Here is a 17,296-nt window from a genome sequence, read left to right as displayed (position 1 = left end):
GCCGCCTGTGAGCCCGCGGGCCGGATAACCGGCGGATAACCGGGGCGTCCCGGCTTACGGCCCGGTTATCCGCCGCGGGCTCGACTTGATCACGAGCGGTGATCGTCACCGCGATCAGGAGGACCATCATGAAGATCAACCTCGGAGCCCGGGCCGTGTCCGGTGCGCTGCTCGCGCTGACCCTGGGCGTCGCGGTGCTGGCCGGCGGCTGTGCTCCCAGCACCAGCGGCTCCGGCGGGATCCCCAGCGCGGGGCCGAGTTCCGGTGCCGCCGGCCCGAGCTCGTCGGAGCCCGGCGCTCCCGGCAGCAGCACACCGGGCTCGAAGGATCCGGGTTCCGGTACGACAGCACCGCCGACCCCGGATGCGTACGCCTACGCGGCCTGCATGCGCGAGCACGGCATCGACATGGCGGACCCGGACCCGAAGACGGGACTGCCGACGGTCGGCGATTCGGTCGATCCCGAGAGCGCCGCGTTCAAGGAGGCGCACGAGGCATGCGGCGACCTGCTGCCCGGCGGCATCCGCGGCCAGGGCGACGACACCGAGCTCGACGCCTACCTCGAATTCGCCCAGTGCATGCGCAAGAACGGGATGCCCGACTTCCCGGACCCGCAGCCGGGCAGCGGCGAGGGGATGTTCCCGGGCATCGATCGCAACGATCCCGCGTTCGGCAAGGCGTCCGAGGCGTGCCAGCACATCCTGGCCGGGAGCGACCAATGAGACGCGCGACCCGCCGGGTGATCATCGCGGGCGCGGTGCTGGCGGCCGGCGCCGTCGTCACCGCGGCGGCGCTCGGCTTCGGCGGCTCGGCACCGCAGGTCGAGGCGTCCAGCACCGGGCTGCCGCCGGCCACCGCCGAGATCACCGAGGGCACGCTGACCCAGACCCAGTCGGTCGCCGGCACGCTGTCGTACGGGCCCGTGACGCCGCTGACCGGCAAGGCCGACGGCACGATCACCTGGCTCCCCCAGCCGGGTGCGGTGATCAAGCCCGGCGATCCGGTCTACAAGATCGACAATGACCCGGTGCAGCTGTTCACCGGCAAGCTGCCGCCGTACCGGACCCTGAGCGAGGGGGACTCGGGAGCGGACGTGAAGCAGCTGGAGAAGAACCTCAAGGCCCTTGGCTACAAGGAGATCCAGGTCGACTCCTATTTCGGCTCGTCGACCACTGAGGCGGTCTACGACTGGCAGGATGATCATGGCCTGCCGGAGAACGGCGAGGTGGCCCCGGGCCAGTACGCGGTCGCCACCGGCCCGATCCGGGTCACCGAGGTCAAGACCACGGTCGGCGCCGGGCTCGCGCCGGGAGCCGAGGTGCTCGGCTACACCGGCACCGAGAGGGTGGTCGAGATCGACCTGCCCGTGGACAAGCAGCAGTACGTCGAGGTCGGCAACCCGGCCACCGTCGTGCTGCCGAACGGCTCGAAGGTCAAGGGCACGGTGAGCGAGATCGGCGCCGTGGCCAGCACCGACGAGGAGGGCGACACGACGATCCCGGTCACGGTGACGATCAAGGACCAGAAGGCCCTCGGCACTCTGGAGGCGGCGCCGGTCACGGTCCAGTTGATCACCGGCAAGGCGACCGACGTGTTGATCGTCCCGGTCACCGCCCTGGTCGCCCTGTCCGGCGGCGGCTACGGCGTCCAGGTGGTCGACGGCGGCCAGGTCGACTACGTCGAGGTGAAGACGGGCATGTTCGCCGGCGGCATGGTGGAGATCAGCGGCTCCGGCCTCACCGCCGGGACGGTCGTCGGGGTGGCGTCATGATCACCCTGCCGGCGGCTCCGGTGGTCCGGCTGGACGAGGTGTCGAAGACGTACGAGGGCGGGGTCGTCGCGCTGGACCGGGTCTCCCTGGAGATCGGAGCCGGCGAGCTGATCGGCATCGTCGGGCCGTCCGGCTCCGGCAAGTCGACGATGCTCAACATCCTCGGCACGCTGGACCGGCCGACCTCCGGCGAGGTCGACCTCGCCGGCTACCGGGTCCGCCGGCTCTCCGACCGGCAGCTGTCGGTGCTGCGCGCGCTGACGATCGGCTTCATCTTCCAGCAGTTCCATCTGGCCGCCGGGGTGCCGGCGATCGACAACGTGGCCGACGGGATGCTGTACGCCGGCGTACCGCGACGGATCCGGCTGGACCGGGCCGAGCGGGCCCTGCACCGGGTCGGCCTGGGCCACCGCATCGATCACCGGCCGCACGAACTGTCCGGCGGCGAACGGCAGCGGGTCGCGATCGCGCGGGCCGTGATCGGGGATCCACCCCTGCTGCTGGCCGACGAACCGACCGGAAACCTGGACACCGCGGCCGGTACCGGCGTGATGACGCTGCTGCGCGAGCTGCACGAGGGCGGCACCACGGTCGTGATCATCACCCACGACCGGGACATCGCCGCGTCGCTGCCGCGCCGGGTCGAGATGCGCGACGGTCAGCTGATCGCCGACGCCCGTACCGAAGGAGCACGATCATGATCAACGACGGCACCCCGGGCCCGGCCCGACTGTCGCCGGCCGGCCTGAGCCTCGGCGACCTGGTCCGGGTCGGCGGCGCGGGCCTGCGGGCGCGGCCGACCCGGATCCTGCTCTCCGCGCTGGGGATCGCGATCGGCATCGCCGCGATGATCTCGGTGATCGGCATCTCCAGCTCCAGCCGGGAGGACTTCAACCGCCAGATCGCCGAGCTGGGCACCAACCTGCTCACCGTCAGCCCGGGCCAGAACCTGTTCGGCGAGCAGTCCCACCTGCCCGTCGAGTCGACCGCCATGATCGACAACATCGGTCCGGTCGAGTCGGTCAGCGCCACCGGGGTGATCAGCGGCGCGAAGGTCTACCGCAACGATCTGGTGCCGGAGGCCGAGTCGGGCGGGATCAGCGTGGTCGCAGCCAAGCCCGGACTGCTGACCACCCTCGGCGGCGAGCTGGCCGCCGGGACCTTCCTCGACGAGGCCACCGAGGGCTACCCCGTCGTCGTGCTCGGCGCGACCGCCGCCGAACGGCTCGGCGTCGGGTCGGTCGGGCCGGATCAGCAGGTCTACCTCGGCGGGCAGTGGTTCACGGTGATCGGCATCCTGGCGCCGGTCACGCTGTCGCCCGAGTTCGACACGGCCGCAATCGTCGGCTGGACCGGGGCGATCGAGCTGCTCGGCTTCGACGGCTACCCGACCACGATCTACACCCGGGCCGCGCAGCCGTACGTCGAGGAGGTCCAGGCCGTACTCGGCAACACCGCCAACCCGGCGGCGCCGAACGAGGTCGACGTCTCCCGGCCCTCGGACGCGCTGGCCGCCCAGCAGGCCGCCGACACGACCCTGAACAGCCTGCTCCTCGGCCTCGGCGCGGTGGCGCTGCTGGTCGGCGGGATCGGGGTCGCCAACACGATGGTGATCTCGGTGCTGGAACGCCGCGGCGAGATCGGTTTGCGGCGGGCCCTCGGGGCGACCCGGGGCAGCATCCGGTCCCAGTTCCTCGTCGAGGCGCTGCTGCTGTCCGCGATCGGCGGCGCCGCCGGGCTGCTGCTCGGTATCGGGGTGACCGCCACGTACGCCAACCTGCAGGGCTGGCCGACCGTGGTGCCGCCGTGGGCGATGGGACTCGGCCTCGGCGCGACCCTGGTGATCGGCTGCCTGGCCGGGCTCTACCCCGCCGTCCGGGCCTCCCGGCTGTCGCCGACCGAGGCGCTCACCGCCCCGTGATCAGGTCCCGGCGGTCAGCCGCCGGCGACCGCGGGGATGATCGAGATCTTGGCGTCGTCGGAGACCTTGGCGTCCAGGCCGCCGACGAACCGGACGTCCTCGTCACCGACGTAGACGTTGACGAAGCGGCGCAACTCGCCGGCCTCGTCGACGACGCGTTCCTTGATCCCGGGGTGGGCCGACTCCAGCGAGTCGAGCACCTCGGCCAGGGTCGCGCCGTCGGCGGTGACCTCCTTGGCGCCGCCGGTGTAGGTCCGGAGGATGGTCGGGATGCGTACCGATGCCGTCATGGACGCTCATCCTTCCAGAAATCTTCGAACGCCTCATAACGCGGCGGGATGGTGGTCTTCGGGCCGACCTTGTCGGCGACCGCGTCCAGCGTCTTCAGCCCGTCGCCGGAGTTGATCACGACGGTCTCGGCCTCCGGGTCCAGGACGCCGTCGGCGATCAGCTTCGCGGTCACGCCGACGGTCACGCCGCCCGCGGTCTCGGCGAAGATCCCCTCGGTCCGGGCCAGCCGCTGGATGTTGGCGACCACGGTCTCGTCGTCGACGTCGGCGATCACGCCGCCGGTGCGGCGCACGGTGTCCAGCACGTACGGGCCGTCGGCCGGGTTGCCGATCGCGAGCGACTTGGCGATCGTGTCCGGCTTCACCGGGCGGACCACGTCGTGGCCGGCCCGGTAGGCCTGCGCGATCGGCGAGCAGCCGGTGGCCTGGGCCCCGAAGATCTTGTACGGCTTCTCGTCGACCAGCCCGAGCTTGATCAACTCCTGCAGGCCCTTGTCGATCTTGGTCAGCTGGGAACCGGAGGCGACCGGGATGACGATCTGGTCCGGGATCCGCCAGCCCAGCTGCTCGACGATCTCGTACGCCAGCGTCTTGGAACCCTCGGCGTAGTAGGGCCGCACGTTGACGTTGACGAACGCCCAGCCCTCCTCTTCGCCGGCGATCTCGCTGGCCAGCTTGTTCACGTCGTCGTAGGTGCCCTCGATCGCGATCAAGGTCGTGTCGTAGACGGCCGAGGCCAGGATCTTCTGCCGCTCCAGGTTCTCCGGGACCAGCACGACGGACCGGATGCCGGCCCGGGCGGCGGCCGCGGCGACCGCGTTCGCCAGGTTGCCGGTGGACGGGCAGGCCAGCACCTTCAGGCCCAGTTCGCGCGCCGCGGACAGGGCGACCGCGACCACCCGGTCCTTGAACGAGTGGGTCGGGTTGCCGGAGTCGTCCTTCACCCAGAGCTGCCGCAGACCAAGATCATCGGCGAGGTTGCGCGCGTCGACCAGCCGGGTGAAGCCGGGGTCGGTGGACCGGAAGGTGGCGATGTCGGCCGGGACCGGCAGCAGCGGCGCGTACCGCCAGATGCTCTTCGGGCCGGCCTCGAGGTCGGCCCGGGTCACGGCCGGGAACTCGTACCCGACCTCGAGCGGGCCGAAGCACTCCACGCAGGCATAGAACGGGCCCAGCGGGCCGGTGGCGCCACAGGCCCGGCAGATCAGATGGGTGGCGTTGCCGAAAGCTCCGGGTCGACAGCCGGCGGGTGCTTCGGTGGCGGTAGCCGTGGTCACGCGATCACGTCCTTCGTCATCTTTCTCGGTCGACTGTCGCCGAGTCGGAAGTGGCACCGTGTCCGTCGGTCGGCCGGTTGCCGGGGAGTCTCAGGGCCGAATCCCTCATCCCCTCTTGATGAGTGCCCCGTATGAAGGAGCGATTGTCAGCGTAAGGTCCGAGACGGAGGAATCCCGAATCCTTTCTCGGATCGCAAGACCAGTGCCCACATGGTGGACCAGGCGGCGGAGCGGAGGGCCGATGGAGCTGCGATATCAGCTGCGCCGGATCGGCAACGCGATCAATCTGTCCACGCCGTTCGGGCTTTTGGCGGCCCGCATCGGCGGTGCCCGGGTGACCTCGGGCCCGCGCGGGCTGCTGCTGGCGGAGGGGTACCGGCTCGGCTTCCCGTACGCGGCGGCCTTCACGGTCGGCAACGTCGTCATCGCGCGGGAGAGCTGGGACGAGCAGTTGCGCCGCAACCCGCGGCTGCTCGAGCACGAGGAGGGCCACACCTGGCAGTGGCTCTACTGCCTCGGCCTGCCGTTCCTGCTCGCGTACTCGGCCTGTCTGGGCTGGTCGATGCTCTGCACCGGCGACCGCGCCCTCGGCAACTTCTTCGAGCGGCAGGCCGGCCTGGAGAGCGGCGGGTACGTCAGTCCGCCAGCAACCACCTGACCAGCTCGAGCGAGCCCGCCCAGGGCTGTCCGTCCTCGTCCATCACCCAGGCCATGGTCTGCGCGATGGTCCAGCCCTTGGCGCGGTCGCGGTCCAGGCCGAGGTCGCCGCAGAGCCGGTCCAGCCGTCCCACCGCCTCGGCCCGGGAGAAGCCGAGTTCGCCGGAGCGGACGATCGGCGCGACCGCGAACTCGCGCTCGCCGAGCAGCGGTTTCGGGTCGATCAGCAGCCACGGCTCCCGTTCCGCAGCCAGCACGTTGTCGCCGTGCAGGTCCTGGTTCACCAGCACCTGCTCCCCCTGGCTGCCGGGCAGCCAGGCGAGCAACTCCAGGGCGGCGTCGAGCAGGCGGCGGTCGTAGGCGCGGCCGGACTCCTGCCACTCCCGCGGCAGGTCGTCGAGCCAGAGCCGGGACTCCTCGGCCAGGGTGTCGAACGGTCCGTCGGCCGTGATCCAGAGCCGCGGCAGCAGCTCGATCAGGACGTCGAGCGCCACCGTCGGACCGGCGGCGGCCAGCGTTGTTCCGGGCTCGCAGCGCTCCAGCAGCATGGCCCAACCGGTGTCGTCGCGGTCCAGCAGGCGAATCGCGCCGTTGCCGTTCCAGGCGGCCAGTGCATCGGGCTCGTACCGGGCCTCGCGGTGGGGTTTCGAGATCTTCAGGACCGCGGGCGTGCCGTCGGCCCTGGTCACGGAGCGGACCTCGCCCGCCGAACCGCCGGGCAGGCGTGGGCCGAGGGTCAGTTGCCAGAGGTCGGCCAGTTCGGCCGCGTACGCACTCAACGGGCCCGCCCTCCGGCAAGCTCAGCGAGGAGTCAAGCGTCGATGTTGAGGTCGATGCCGAGCCGGCGGGCCGAGCGCTCGCGCTGGCGGTTGGCCCGCAGCCGGCGCAGCCGCTTCACCAGCAGCGGATCGTGGGCCAGGGCCTCCGGACGGTCGATCAGAGCGTTCAGCACCTGGTAGTAGCGGGTCGCGGACAGGCCGAAGCGTTCCCGGATCGCCTGCTCCTTGGCGCCGGCAAATTTCCACCACTGGCGCTCGAAGGCCAGGATGTCGGAATCGCGTTCGCTCAACGTCTCCGTGGGGTCGACGGGGTGTTGCTGGGGATTCGTCGCGGCGACCATGTTCCTCATAGTAGGGCGGAATCACAGCCATGTCATTCACCGCGCCGTGGCCCCCGCGAGCCCCGGAATCCCGGCGAAACCGGGCCGGGACGTCCGCGACGGCCGTGGCCGAGCGTAGCAAGCGGTTCCCAAGTCCGCCTCACCCGAGCACCACAGACGGTCCGGATGCGGTTTGATGGTGGGCATGACGGATCGCATCGGGTGGGGGATTCTCGGGGCCGGCCACATCGCCGGCGTGTTCGCGTCCGACCTGGCGCTGCTCCCGGACGAGGCCGAACTGGTCGCCGTCGGGTCACGCTCCAAGGAGAAGGCCGACGCCTTCGCCCGCCAGCACGGCTTCGCCCGCTCGTACGGTTCCTATGCCGAACTGGCCGCCGACCCGGACGTCGACGTGGTCTACATCGCGTCCGTCCACAGCGACCACTTCGAGTCGACCCGGATCTGCCTGGAAGCCGGCAAGTCCGTCCTGATCGAGAAGCCGATCACCGTTTCCGAGCCGCGCGCCAAGGTGCTGATCGCCTGGGCCCGCGAGCGTGGGCTGTTCCTGATGGAAGCCCTGTGGACCCGGACCAACCCGCTGATCCGGCAGGCCGTCGACCTGGTCGCCGCCGGTGAGATCGGCCAGATCAAGCACATCTCGGCCTCGTTCGGGTTCGCCTTCGACGGTCCGGACTCGCACCGGCTGCTGGACCCGGAGCAGGCCGGCGGCGGCGTGCTCGACCTCGGCGTCTACCCGGTCCACCTGACCGAACTGTTCCTCGGCGAGCCGGACCGGGTGATCGGGTACGGCAACCTCACCAAGTCCGACGTCGACACCCACGCCTCCGCCCTGCTCGGCTACTACCCGCGCGACGGCCGTCCGGCCGCGACGGCATCGGTGACCTGCAGCCTGGAGGCCAACCTGCCGACCCGGCTGGAGATCTTCGGGACCAACGGCCAGTTGATCATCGACGAGTTCATCCGGCCGCCGGAACTGGCCCTGCGCCGCGGCACCGACCGGGACGCCAAGCCGGAGATCCTGATCGGCCAGTGGCCGGGCGGCGGCTACACGTTCCAGGCGCAGGAGGTCATGCGTTGTCTGCGGGCCGGCGAGCAGTTCTCGCCGATGGTGCCCTGGGAGTCGACGCTGGCCAGCATGCGCACCCTTGACCGTTGGATCGCGGGCGTCGAGGTCGCCCAGCCCTGATGACGACTGAACTCGCCATGATCAAGAGACTGACCGGAACCATCCAGCCGTACCCGTGGGGATCCAGCACCGCGATCCCGGAATTCCTGGGTACGACGCCGTCCGGGGAACCGCAGGCCGAGCTCTGGCTGGGCGCGCACCCGCAGGGCCCGAGCTGGGTCGGCGACCCCGACTCCGGCGACCGGGAGGTTCTGGCCGACCATCTCGCCGCCGCGCCGGCGGACCGGATCGGGGCGGCCTCGGTCGAGCGGTTCGGCCCGCGACTGCCGTACCTGATGAAGGTGCTGGCGGCCGCCCGCCCGCTGTCCCTGCAGGCACATCCGTCGCGGGAGCAGGCCGAGATCGGCTTCGCCCGCGAGGAGGCGGCCGGGATCGACCGGGACGCCCCGAACCGGACCTACCGGGACGACTGGCCGAAGCCGGAGGCGTTCTGCGCGCTGGCGCCGGTGCAGGCCCTGTGCGGGTTCCGCGACCCGGTGCAGACGTACGGGTTCTTCGAGCGGCTCGGCGTCGACTCGGCGCTGGAACTGGTGGCGCCGCTGGCCGACGGCGGCCCGGAGGCGCTGGCCGAGGTGTTCGGCCGGGTGCTCCGGCTGCCGAAGGAGTCCCGCGGCATCGTCGACGAGGTGGTCGCGGCCGCGACCGACGGCCGGGAGCGTGACCTGGACGAGTTCGGCACCACCGCGGTCGAGCTGGCCACCCACTATCCCGGCGACCCGGGCGTGATCGCCGCGCTGCTGATGAACCGGGTCAACTACGGCCCGTACGAGGCGATCTTCCTGCCGGCCGGCAATCTGCACGCGTACCTGAGCGGCACCGGGGTGGAGATCATGGCCAACTCCGACAACGTGCTGCGCGGCGGCCTGACCTCGAAGTACCTCGACGTCGACGAGTTGATCACCGTGCTCGACTTCACACCGCGCCCGGTCGAACTGGTGCCGGTCGTCGAGGAGTCGCCGGGTCTGTTCCGGTACCGGACCCCGGCGCCGGAGTTCGGACTCTGGCGGCTGGAACCGACCGACGCCACGATTCCCTTGCCGGCCGGCGATTCCGGGCGGGTCGTCCTGGCCGCCCGGGGCACCGTGGTGATCACCGGCGGCGGCCAGGAGCTCAGCCTGACCCGCGGCGAGGCAGCGTTCGTCCCGGCCGACGCGGGAGAGCCGAAGCTGACCGGCTCCGGAATCGCGTTCGTCGGCGGTCCCGGCCTCTAATCTCGTACCAGCGGGCAATCGAGCCATCGACGGAGAGGCGGGGCCGTGACCGAACCCATCCCGGTGATCAGGAAGCTCGAACGCGCGCTGGCCGACGACGACTTCTCCTGGTCGTTGATCTTGGTCGGCGAGGACCAGACGGACAAGCTCGCGACGCTGACCGGCGAGCTGCGCGGCGGCTACTCCGAGACCGGCGACGGCAAGCAGATCAGCTCCGGCTTCTCGTACTGGGGCATCGGACCGACCATCGCCTGGGCGCACGCCTGCAGTGACCCGTTCTATCTGGTGATGAAGGCCGGTACGGAGTCGTTCCTCCGGCACTGGCGCAAGCTCCGGCGGCACATCGACGGCGACGGCTACCACTTCGTCAGCCTCGGCGTCGGCACCGGGCAGAAGGACCGGACCATCCTGGAGGACCTGCACCGGGCCCGGTCCGACATCTACTACCTGCCGGTCGACATGAGCTCGGAGATGCTCCGGCTGGGCACGCTCGAGCCGTTGCGCGGGATCAGGTTCCCGATGGCCCAGGTGCTGCCGATCCAGCTCGACTTCTCGATCGCCGACAACCTCGACGAGCTGCGCGAGATGCTGGACCGGCTGGTCGACGACGAGCCGGTGCTCTACGCGCTGACCGGCAACACGCTGGCCAACTTCGAGAACGACGAGGAGGCGCTGGCCACGATCACCCGCGCCCTGCGCCCGCAGGACCGGCTGCTGCTCGAGGTCGCGACGACGAACCGGATCGACGAGGACGCCGCGGCCGAGGCCGCCGACGAGTATCACGAGACCCGGGCCTTCGCGGAGTTCGTCACCAGCGCGCTGCGCTACAACACGAACCTGCAGGTCGATCATGAGCGGGTGAAGTTCCGCGGCTTCATCGAGGACGACGACGCGCTGCTGGTCAAGGTGCTGTACGAGAACGACACCGACGCCGAGATCCGGATGGAACTGCCGGACCACACCGAGCTGGCGCTGCCGATCGGCGACACGATCCGGCTCTACACGACCCGGAAGTTCTCCGCCGAGCGGCTGGACCGGCTGCTCGCCGCCTGCGAGCTGACGCTGGTGGAGAGCGCGCACTCCCAGTTCCGGCACACCCGCCGGCCGACCCCGTTCGGCCTGGACCTGCTGCTGCTCGCGCCGAAGGGAGCCCAGGGCGTCCGGCGTACCGTCGCCGACGAGATGTGGGACCGTCCGTGATCGACGCGTCGCTGCGCCGGACCGCGGTCACCGTGCTGACGTACGGGCTGCTCGGGGTGGCGTTCGTGCTCGGCGTGATCTGGTTCTTCGTGCCGGAGAACAACCGCTGGGAGCCCGCGGTCAACACGCTGACCCTGGTGGCCGGGCTGACCGGCATCTTCGTCGACCGGCTGTCCCGGGAGGCAGACCGGCGCCGCGAGGTGCTCGCCGCGGTGACCGACGAACTCGCCGTCAACGAGCGGCTGCTGGGCGACGAACGGTTCTCCGGCGCCGGCCGGAGGCGGCAGATCTATCCCCGGCTGGTCGTCTCGGCGGTCGACGTGGCGCTGGTGTCCGGGGTCCTGGCGGGGCCGCGGGACAGCGAGCTGGTCACCCTGCTGCACCGCTGGCGCGACACCGTGCACGAGCTGAACCGGAGGCTCGACCTGACCGAGTTCCGGACCTTCTCGGAGTCGATCTCCGACGAGGAGCTGGCGAGCTACCAGCGGGCGCTGCAACGCGAGAACAGCTTCCTGGCCGCGACCCGGGAGCAACTGGCCCAGCTCACCGAGCGGTTGCCGGCCAGGGGCTAACCCCACCCCGAAGACGCCGGTCGCCCTCAGCGCATCCGCGGGCCGGAATCCCTACCGTCGAAGGGATTCCAGAACTCCGCGTGAAGGGAACCCCCGGATGTCGATCACCGAGACCACGGCCGCTCCGCGACTCGCTGGCGGCACGCCGAGCCGCCGGTTCGTCCAGTTCGGCGTGCTCACCCTGCTGCTCAGTTGGCTCCCCTGGGCCGCCCTCGGGATGGTCGGTGTCGACATCGGCACCGGCGCCGGGCAGCTGGCCTTCGGGGTGGCCGCCAGCGGCCCGTCGCTGGCGGCGTTGATCTTGTGGCTGCGATTCCGGCAGGAGCGACGGCGGACCGGGCCGATCACCTGGTACGGGATCGTCGCCGGCCTCGCGCTCGGCGCCGTCGCCCCGGTGATCGCCGCCCTGATCATCCACGGCGGCAACCTGTCGCTGCTCGGAGCACACGCCGTCACCGTCACCGCGAGCGTCGGCGGCCCGCTGGCCGTGCTCGCGTACACCCTGGTCGCCGGGCCGCTGGCGGAGGAGTTCGGCTGGCGCGGCTGGCTGCAGCCGCGGCTGCGGCAGCGGTGGTCGCGAGCCCTGACCGCGCTCGTCCTGGGCGCGGCCTGGGCGCTCTGGCACGTGCCCCTCTTCCTGCTGCCCGGCACCGGCCAGCACGAGACCGGCCTGCTGTCCCTCGGTGCGGCCGCCTTCTTCGTCTCGATGATCCCGTTCAGCTACGTGATCCTGTACGCCACCGAACACCTCCGTGGCGGCGTCTGGGCCGCCGTCGCCGCCCACGCCGGCTTCAACGCCGCCGGCGCCCTGTTCCCCGCCGACGGCGACCTCGCGACCATGATCGAACTCGGCGCCATGATCATCCTCGCCGCCCTCGTCGCCCTCATGACCCGTCGCGAATCCACGGACCCGGCCCAGTGGCGACCTGCAGAATAAGTACATCAGGCAGTGTGGTTGAAGTACATTCAACTCTGTGGAATCGGAACATCAGGAATGGATGACCTATCGACCCAGAATGGTCGACAACCTCCTGCGGGAACTCATCGAGGATTTCCCCGCGGTGGTGATCACCGGACCTCGGGCGACGGGTAAGACGACGACGGCGGCCCGATTGACGCGGAGCATCGTCCGACTGGATCGGGCGATCGAAGCGGCTGCGTTCCGTGCCGATCCGGACTCCGCCCTCGCCCAGCTGGCTGAGCCGGTCCTCGTCGACGAGTGGCAGGTCGTTCCCGGAATCCTGGGAGCCGTCAAGCGATCGGTCGATCAGGATCCACGACCGGGGCGTTTCCTGATCACGGGTTCGGTCCGGGCCAGTCTGGCAGCCGAGACCTGGCCGGGCACCGGCCGCGTGATCACAGTACCCATGTTTGGAATGACCGTCGCCGAATCGATGGATTTCACCGTTGGCCGATCCTGGATCGACAGAGTAGCCGAATCCGGAGGCGGCGGGCTGACCATGCCCGCCCAGACACCAGACCTGGCCGGCTATCTCGACCTGGCGCTGGGCAGTGGGTTCCCCGAGCCGCTGCTCCGCCTGCCTGTCCGAAGTGTCGGCCGATGGTTGGAGAGCTACGTCGAGCAGCTCATCACTCGCGATGCGCCGGATCTCGACCCTGGCCGCGATCCCGACCGGCTGCGCCGCTACTTCGAGGCCCTCGCCCTCAACACCGCAGGATTCGTCGACCAGATCACGGTCGCCGAGGCGGCCGGCGTGGACAAGCGAACGGCCTCCGCGTACGAGCAACTGTTGCGCAACCTGCTCGTCGTTGAAGCGTTGCCCGCCTGGACGACCAATCGTCTGAAGCGCCTGGTGCGTGGCCCCAAACGGCATCTGACCGACGTCGCGCTGCTCGCCGGTGCGACCGGAGTCGACCGTCGCGCGGTGATGGCCGATGGTGACCTGCTGGGCCGGGTTCTCGAGAGCTTCGTCCTTTCGCAACTTCGTGCCGAGCTACCGATCAGCCGAGCCCGACCTCGCCTTTATCACCTTCGCCAGGAGCAGGGTCGCCACGAAGTCGACATCGTGATCGAGTTGGGCGGGCAGAAGATCATCGGGATTGAGGTCAAGGCCGGCGCGCCAAAGGCTTCGGAAGGACGACATCTGGCCTGGCTTCGCGACGAGTACGGTGATCGCTTCCTGGCCGGCATCATCCTGCACTCCGGGCCGATGACCTATCAGTTGGGCGACCGGATCACCGCCGTGCCCATCGCCGGCCTGTGGGGGCCCGACTCATGATGACGGCTCGGGGTCGAGCGGGAGCACTTCATGATCAGCGGGCGGGGCGTCCCCGTGACCGAGCACCAGGAGCACCTGCTCACCGTACTTGGCCAGCTTGTTCTCCCCCACCCCGCTGATCGTGCCCAGCTCGGCGAGTGAGCTCGGGGCGCGGGTGGCGATCTCGCGCAGGGTCGCGTCGTGGAAGATCACGTACGCGGGCAGGCCCTGCTCCTTGGCGACACCGGCCCGCCAGGCCCGGAGCTGCTCGAAGATCGGGGCGGCGGCCTCGTCGAGTTCGACCGCGGGCGCCTTGCCGGAGGAGGTACGGGTCCGGGTGCGAGCCTGCTTCGGCGGGTCGCGGCGCAGCGAGACGGTCCGGTTCTCGTACAGCACGCCGCGGCTGGCCTCGGTCAACAGGAACGTCTGATAGGTGCCCTCGACGGCGAGCAGGCCCTGGGCCAGCAGCTGCCGGATCACGGTCCGCCAGTCCGCCTCGGTCAGCTCGGTGCCGACCCCGAAGACCGAGAGTTGATCATGGGAGAACTGCTCCACCTTCGGGGTCCGGCGGCCGAGCAGGATGTCGACGATCTGGCCGGCGCCGAAGCGCTGCCGCCGTTCCTTGTCCAGCCGGTAGACCGTGGACAGCACCTTCTGCGCAGCGACCGTGCCGTCCCAGGTCTCCGGCGGAGTGAGGCAGGTGTCGCAGTTGCCGCAGGGCTCGCCGCGCTGACCGAAGTACGCCAGCAGCTGGGTGCGCCGGCACTCCACCGTCTCGCACAGCGCCAGCATCGCGTCCAGGTGCTGCGACAGCCGGCGCCGGTGCGCGGCGTCGCCCTCGGACTCGTTGATCATCTTCCGCTGCTGGACCACGTCGGAGAGCCCGTACGCGAGCCAGGCGGTGGACGGCAGCCCGTCGCGGCCGGCCCGGCCGGTCTCCTGGTAGTAGCCCTCGACCGACTTCGGCAGGTCGAGGTGTGCCACGAACCGTACGTCGGGCTTGTCGATGCCCATCCCGAACGCGATCGTCGCGACCATGATCACGCCGTCCTCGCGGAGGAACCGGGCCTGGTTCTCGCTGCGGGTCCGCGCGTCCAGCCCCGCGTGGTACGGCAGTGCTGTGTAGCCCTGCCCCACCAGGAATTCCGCCGTCTTCTCGACCGACGCGCGGGACAGGCAGTAGACGATCCCGGCGTCGCCGGCGTGCTCGGTCTTGAGCAGGTCGATCAGCTGGCGGCGAGGCTCGTTCTTCGGCGCGATCCGGTACTGGATGTTGGGCCGGTCGAAGCTGGCCACGAAGTGCCGCGCCTCGGTCAGGTCGAGCCGGGAGGCGATCTCGGTCCGGGTCGCCTCCGTGGCGGTCGCGGTCAGCGCGATCCGCGGAATGTCCGGCCAGCGCTCGTGCAGCGAGGACAGGGCCAGGTAGTCCGGCCGGAAGTCGTGCCCCCACTGGGCGACACAGTGCGCCTCGTCGATCGCGAACAGTGCGATGCTGCCGCGGTCCAGCAGCCGCAGCGTCGACTCGACCCGGAGCCGCTCCGGCGCCAGGTAGAGCAGGTCCAGCTCGCCGGCGACGAAGGCCGCCTCGGTGTCCCGCCGCTCCTCCGGCCCCTGGGTCGAGTTGAGGAAGCCGGCCCGGACGCCCAGCGCGCGGAGGGCGTCGACCTGGTCCTGCATCAGCGCGATCAGCGGCGACACGACGACCCCGACACCGGGCCGGGCCAGCGCCGGGATCTGGTAGCAGAGCGACTTGCCGCCGCCGGTCGGCATCAGCACCAGCGCGTCCCCGCCGCCGGTGACGTGCTCGATGATCTCGGCCTGGTCGCCGCGGAACGCGTCGTAGCCGAAGACCCGGTTCAGCACCTCGATCGGCTTGGTCGCGACAGGAAGCATCACCCGATCGTAGGCTCTCCTCGCCGGTGCCGGGCCCCCAACACCGCCGTACGGACGACACCGGCGCAGGATCGACAACACTCACCACCCCGTCGACTGGCCGTCATGTCGAGTTCGGGTGGCTGTGGCCGGGACCGGTCACGGTGGCCTCGTGACGATGATCGCGCGCGGGGCGCTGGTGTTGATCATGACCATAGGCCTTTCCCTGTGGGGGATCGGGCCGTCGACCGGTGAGCCGAGATCGGGTCGGTTCGACCTGCAGGCGCACCGGGGCGGGCTCGGCCTGACCGTGGAGAGCACGATCGCGAGCTTCTCCCGGGCCCTCGAGCTCGGCGTGAGCACGCTGGAACTGGACGTCCAGATCACCGAGGACGGGCACGCCGTGGTCACCCACGACCGGAAGGTGTCCGGGACGAAGTGCCGCGACACGGCCCCGTACACGAAGGGGGATCCGGAGTTCCCGTACGTCGGGAAGTGGGTCAAGGACCTCACCCTGGCGCAGGTACGGCAGCTCGACTGCGGCAGCCAGCGGCTGGCCGAACATCCCGGCCAGGCCCTCGACCCGGGCGCCCGGATGCCGGAGTTGCGGGACGTGTTCGCGCTGGTCAAGGCCTACCGGGCGCATCAGGTCAAGCTCAACATCGAGACCAAGGTCGAGGCCGGGGCGCCGCAGGAGACCGCGCCGCGGGAACAGTTCGTCCAGGTGGTCGCCGCCGAGGTGCGACGGGCCCGGATCGCCCGCCAGGTGACGATCCAGAGCTTCGACTGGGGCGCGCTGATGCGGATGCGCGAGGTCGCGCCGTCGCTGCCGATCGTGGCGCTGACCAACCGCGACTTCCTGCAGACCGACCAGCCGGGCAGGTCGCCGTGGCTCGGCGGGATCGACATCGACGACTTCGACGGTGACCTCATCAAGGCGGTCAAGTCGTTCGACGCCGATGCGGTCTCGCCCGTGCACGGCTTCCCGCAGAACGGCAAGATCAGCGATCCGAACTACGAGCCGTACGTCGATCAGGCCATGGTCCGGTCGGCGCACCGGGCCGGGATCAAGATCGTTCCGTGGACCGTCGACGACCCGGCCACGATGGCCTCCTTGATCAAGCTCGGCGTGGACGGCATCATCACCGACTACCCGGACCGGCTGCGCACCGTCCTCGATGATCAAGGAATCCGGCTGCCCCGCAGCTACCGGGCGCCGAAGGTCGAGCCGCTGCCGCAGGCCCATGCCCACAACGACTACGAGCACCTGAACCCGCTGACCGACGCGCTGGCTCGCGGCTTCACCAGCGTCGAGGCGGACGTCTGGCTGATCGACGGTGAGCTCCGGGTCGCCCATGATCAAGATCAGACCGAGCCGGGCGTGACCCTGGAGAAGCTGTACCTCGATCCGCTGGCCGAGCGGGCCGAACAGGGTCGCGGCAGCATCTACCCGGCCGTACCGGGCGCCGGCTTCCAGCTGTTGATCGACATCAAGAGCGACGGCCCGACGACGTACGCGGCGATCGACCGAGCGCTGCGCCAGTACGACGCGGTGTTCAGCCGGTTCACCGGGCGCGGCATCGAGGAGCGAGCGGTGACCGCGGTGATCAGTGGCAATCGGCCGCTGGCCGTGATGCAGCAGCAGCCGGACCGTTACGCCGGCTACGACGGCCGACTGTCCGACCTCGACTCCGGCTACGGTCCGGAACTGATGCCGCTGGTCAGCGACAACTGGACCAACCACTTCCGCTGGGACGGCACCGGCACCTTCCCGGCCGCGGAGCGGACCAAGCTGCGCACGATCATCGCCGACGCCCACCGGGCCGGCTACCGGGTCCGGTTCTGGGCCACCCCGGACCAGCCGGGCGCCGCCCGGGAGGCGCTCTGGCGGGAGCTGATCGCCGCCGGCGTCGACCACGTGAACACCGACGACCTGCACGGCCTGGAGCTGTTCCTCCGCGCGCGTTGAGCGGTCCGGCAGCGGTTAGGTACCCTTTTGG

Annotated in this window: 17 protein-coding genes and 1 riboswitch; of the genes, 12 read left to right on the top strand and 5 right to left on the bottom strand. The window is 70.3% G+C overall.

Annotated elements, in window-relative coordinates; translation table 11 throughout:
- The first annotated feature begins 128 nt into the window (after positions 1 to 128).
- The 4 genes from AC6CCG_RS02340 to AC6CCG_RS02325 are packed head-to-tail and all read left to right on the top strand — an operon-like array spanning position 129 to position 3,692.
- Positions 129 to 722 carry a hypothetical protein gene (locus AC6CCG_RS02340; RefSeq protein WP_496652834.1) on the top strand — a complete coding sequence of 198 codons (594 nt, stop codon included), beginning with the start codon at positions 129 to 131 and terminating at the stop codon, positions 720 to 722.
- Entirely contained in the window at positions 719 to 1,771 is a 1,053-nt protein-coding gene (locus AC6CCG_RS02335; RefSeq protein WP_496652833.1) for an efflux RND transporter periplasmic adaptor subunit, read from the top strand. The genes AC6CCG_RS02340 and AC6CCG_RS02335 overlap by 4 nt, the downstream gene beginning before the upstream one ends.
- Positions 1,768 to 2,472: an ABC transporter ATP-binding protein gene (locus tag AC6CCG_RS02330; protein WP_496652832.1), complete on the top strand. Its 705-nt coding sequence runs from the start codon at positions 1,768 to 1,770 to the stop codon at positions 2,470 to 2,472. Before AC6CCG_RS02335 ends, AC6CCG_RS02330 begins: the two co-directional genes overlap by 4 nt.
- The gene (locus tag AC6CCG_RS02325; protein WP_496652831.1) at positions 2,469 to 3,692 is read left to right on the top strand and encodes an ABC transporter permease; all 1,224 of its coding nucleotides are present in this window, start codon (positions 2,469 to 2,471) and stop codon (positions 3,690 to 3,692) included. The genes AC6CCG_RS02330 and AC6CCG_RS02325 overlap by 4 nt, the downstream gene beginning before the upstream one ends.
- 14 nt (positions 3,693 to 3,706) lie before the next feature.
- On the opposite strand, the gene AC6CCG_RS02320 is transcribed toward AC6CCG_RS02325, so the two are convergent.
- Both AC6CCG_RS02320 and thrC read right to left on the bottom strand, forming a co-directional pair.
- A complete protein-coding gene (locus tag AC6CCG_RS02320) occupies positions 3,707 to 3,982 on the bottom strand; it encodes a ubiquitin-like small modifier protein 1 (RefSeq protein WP_496652830.1) in 276 nt (91 codons plus the stop codon).
- Positions 3,979 to 5,259, bottom strand: coding sequence for a threonine synthase (gene thrC, locus AC6CCG_RS02315; protein ID WP_496652829.1), 1,281 nt, complete (start codon positions 5,257 to 5,259; stop codon positions 3,979 to 3,981). Before thrC ends, AC6CCG_RS02320 begins: the two co-directional genes overlap by 4 nt.
- A 13-nt stretch (positions 5,260 to 5,272) precedes the next feature.
- A riboswitch (SAM riboswitch) is annotated at positions 5,273 to 5,384 on the bottom strand.
- A gap of 116 nt (positions 5,385 to 5,500) precedes the next feature.
- Between thrC and AC6CCG_RS02310 the strand changes: the two genes are divergently transcribed.
- Positions 5,501 to 5,917: a hypothetical protein gene (locus AC6CCG_RS02310; RefSeq protein WP_496652828.1), complete on the top strand. Its 417-nt coding sequence runs from the start codon at positions 5,501 to 5,503 to the stop codon at positions 5,915 to 5,917.
- Here the strand turns inward: AC6CCG_RS02310 and AC6CCG_RS02305 are convergent.
- Both AC6CCG_RS02305 and AC6CCG_RS02300 read right to left on the bottom strand, forming a co-directional pair.
- Positions 5,895 to 6,695: an aminoglycoside phosphotransferase family protein gene (locus AC6CCG_RS02305; RefSeq protein WP_496652827.1), complete on the bottom strand. Its 801-nt coding sequence runs from the start codon at positions 6,693 to 6,695 to the stop codon at positions 5,895 to 5,897. The two genes, AC6CCG_RS02310 and AC6CCG_RS02305, sit on opposite strands and share 23 nt — an antisense overlap.
- Before the next feature lie 32 nt (positions 6,696 to 6,727).
- Positions 6,728 to 7,036 (bottom strand): DUF3263 domain-containing protein, encoded by a 309-nt coding sequence (locus tag AC6CCG_RS02300; RefSeq protein ID WP_377489014.1) that lies wholly within the window; start codon positions 7,034 to 7,036, stop codon positions 6,728 to 6,730.
- Between the two features lie 184 nt (positions 7,037 to 7,220).
- On the opposite strand from AC6CCG_RS02300, the gene AC6CCG_RS02295 reads away from it, so the two are divergent.
- From AC6CCG_RS02295 to AC6CCG_RS02270, 6 genes are all read left to right on the top strand, one after another.
- Positions 7,221 to 8,222: a Gfo/Idh/MocA family protein gene (locus tag AC6CCG_RS02295; RefSeq protein WP_496652826.1), complete on the top strand. Its 1,002-nt coding sequence runs from the start codon at positions 7,221 to 7,223 to the stop codon at positions 8,220 to 8,222.
- Positions 8,222 to 9,433, top strand: coding sequence for a mannose-6-phosphate isomerase, class I (gene manA / locus AC6CCG_RS02290; RefSeq protein WP_496652825.1), 1,212 nt, complete (start codon positions 8,222 to 8,224; stop codon positions 9,431 to 9,433). The genes AC6CCG_RS02295 and manA overlap by 1 nt, the downstream gene beginning before the upstream one ends.
- A gap of 45 nt (positions 9,434 to 9,478) precedes the next feature.
- Entirely contained in the window at positions 9,479 to 10,633 is a 1,155-nt protein-coding gene (locus AC6CCG_RS02285; protein ID WP_496652824.1) for an L-histidine N(alpha)-methyltransferase, read from the top strand.
- Positions 10,630 to 11,205: a hypothetical protein gene (locus AC6CCG_RS02280; protein WP_496652823.1), complete on the top strand. Its 576-nt coding sequence runs from the start codon at positions 10,630 to 10,632 to the stop codon at positions 11,203 to 11,205. The genes AC6CCG_RS02285 and AC6CCG_RS02280 overlap by 4 nt, the downstream gene beginning before the upstream one ends.
- A gap of 97 nt (positions 11,206 to 11,302) precedes the next feature.
- Positions 11,303 to 12,142 (top strand): CPBP family intramembrane glutamic endopeptidase, encoded by an 840-nt coding sequence (locus tag AC6CCG_RS02275; RefSeq protein ID WP_496652822.1) that lies wholly within the window; start codon positions 11,303 to 11,305, stop codon positions 12,140 to 12,142.
- A gap of 37 nt (positions 12,143 to 12,179) precedes the next feature.
- Positions 12,180 to 13,445 (top strand): ATP-binding protein, encoded by a 1,266-nt coding sequence (locus AC6CCG_RS02270; RefSeq protein ID WP_496652821.1) that lies wholly within the window; start codon positions 12,180 to 12,182, stop codon positions 13,443 to 13,445.
- Here the strand turns inward: AC6CCG_RS02270 and recQ are convergent.
- Complete coding sequence (recQ, locus tag AC6CCG_RS02265) at positions 13,440 to 15,317, bottom strand: DNA helicase RecQ (RefSeq protein WP_496652820.1); 1,878 nt, start codon at positions 15,315 to 15,317, stop codon at positions 13,440 to 13,442. The genes AC6CCG_RS02270 and recQ overlap by 6 nt on opposite strands.
- 157 nt (positions 15,318 to 15,474) lie before the next feature.
- Here recQ and AC6CCG_RS02260 point away from each other — a divergent pair, with 157 nt between their 5' ends.
- Complete coding sequence (locus AC6CCG_RS02260) at positions 15,475 to 17,265, top strand: glycerophosphodiester phosphodiesterase family protein (RefSeq protein ID WP_496654381.1); 1,791 nt, start codon at positions 15,475 to 15,477, stop codon at positions 17,263 to 17,265.
- The last annotated feature ends 31 nt before the right edge of the window (positions 17,266 to 17,296 follow it).

It is taken from the genome of Microlunatus sp. YIM B11417, assembly GCF_059617205.1.
Note: the sequence above shows the minus strand (reverse complement) of the source record. Positions and strands in the feature narration are given on the sequence as shown.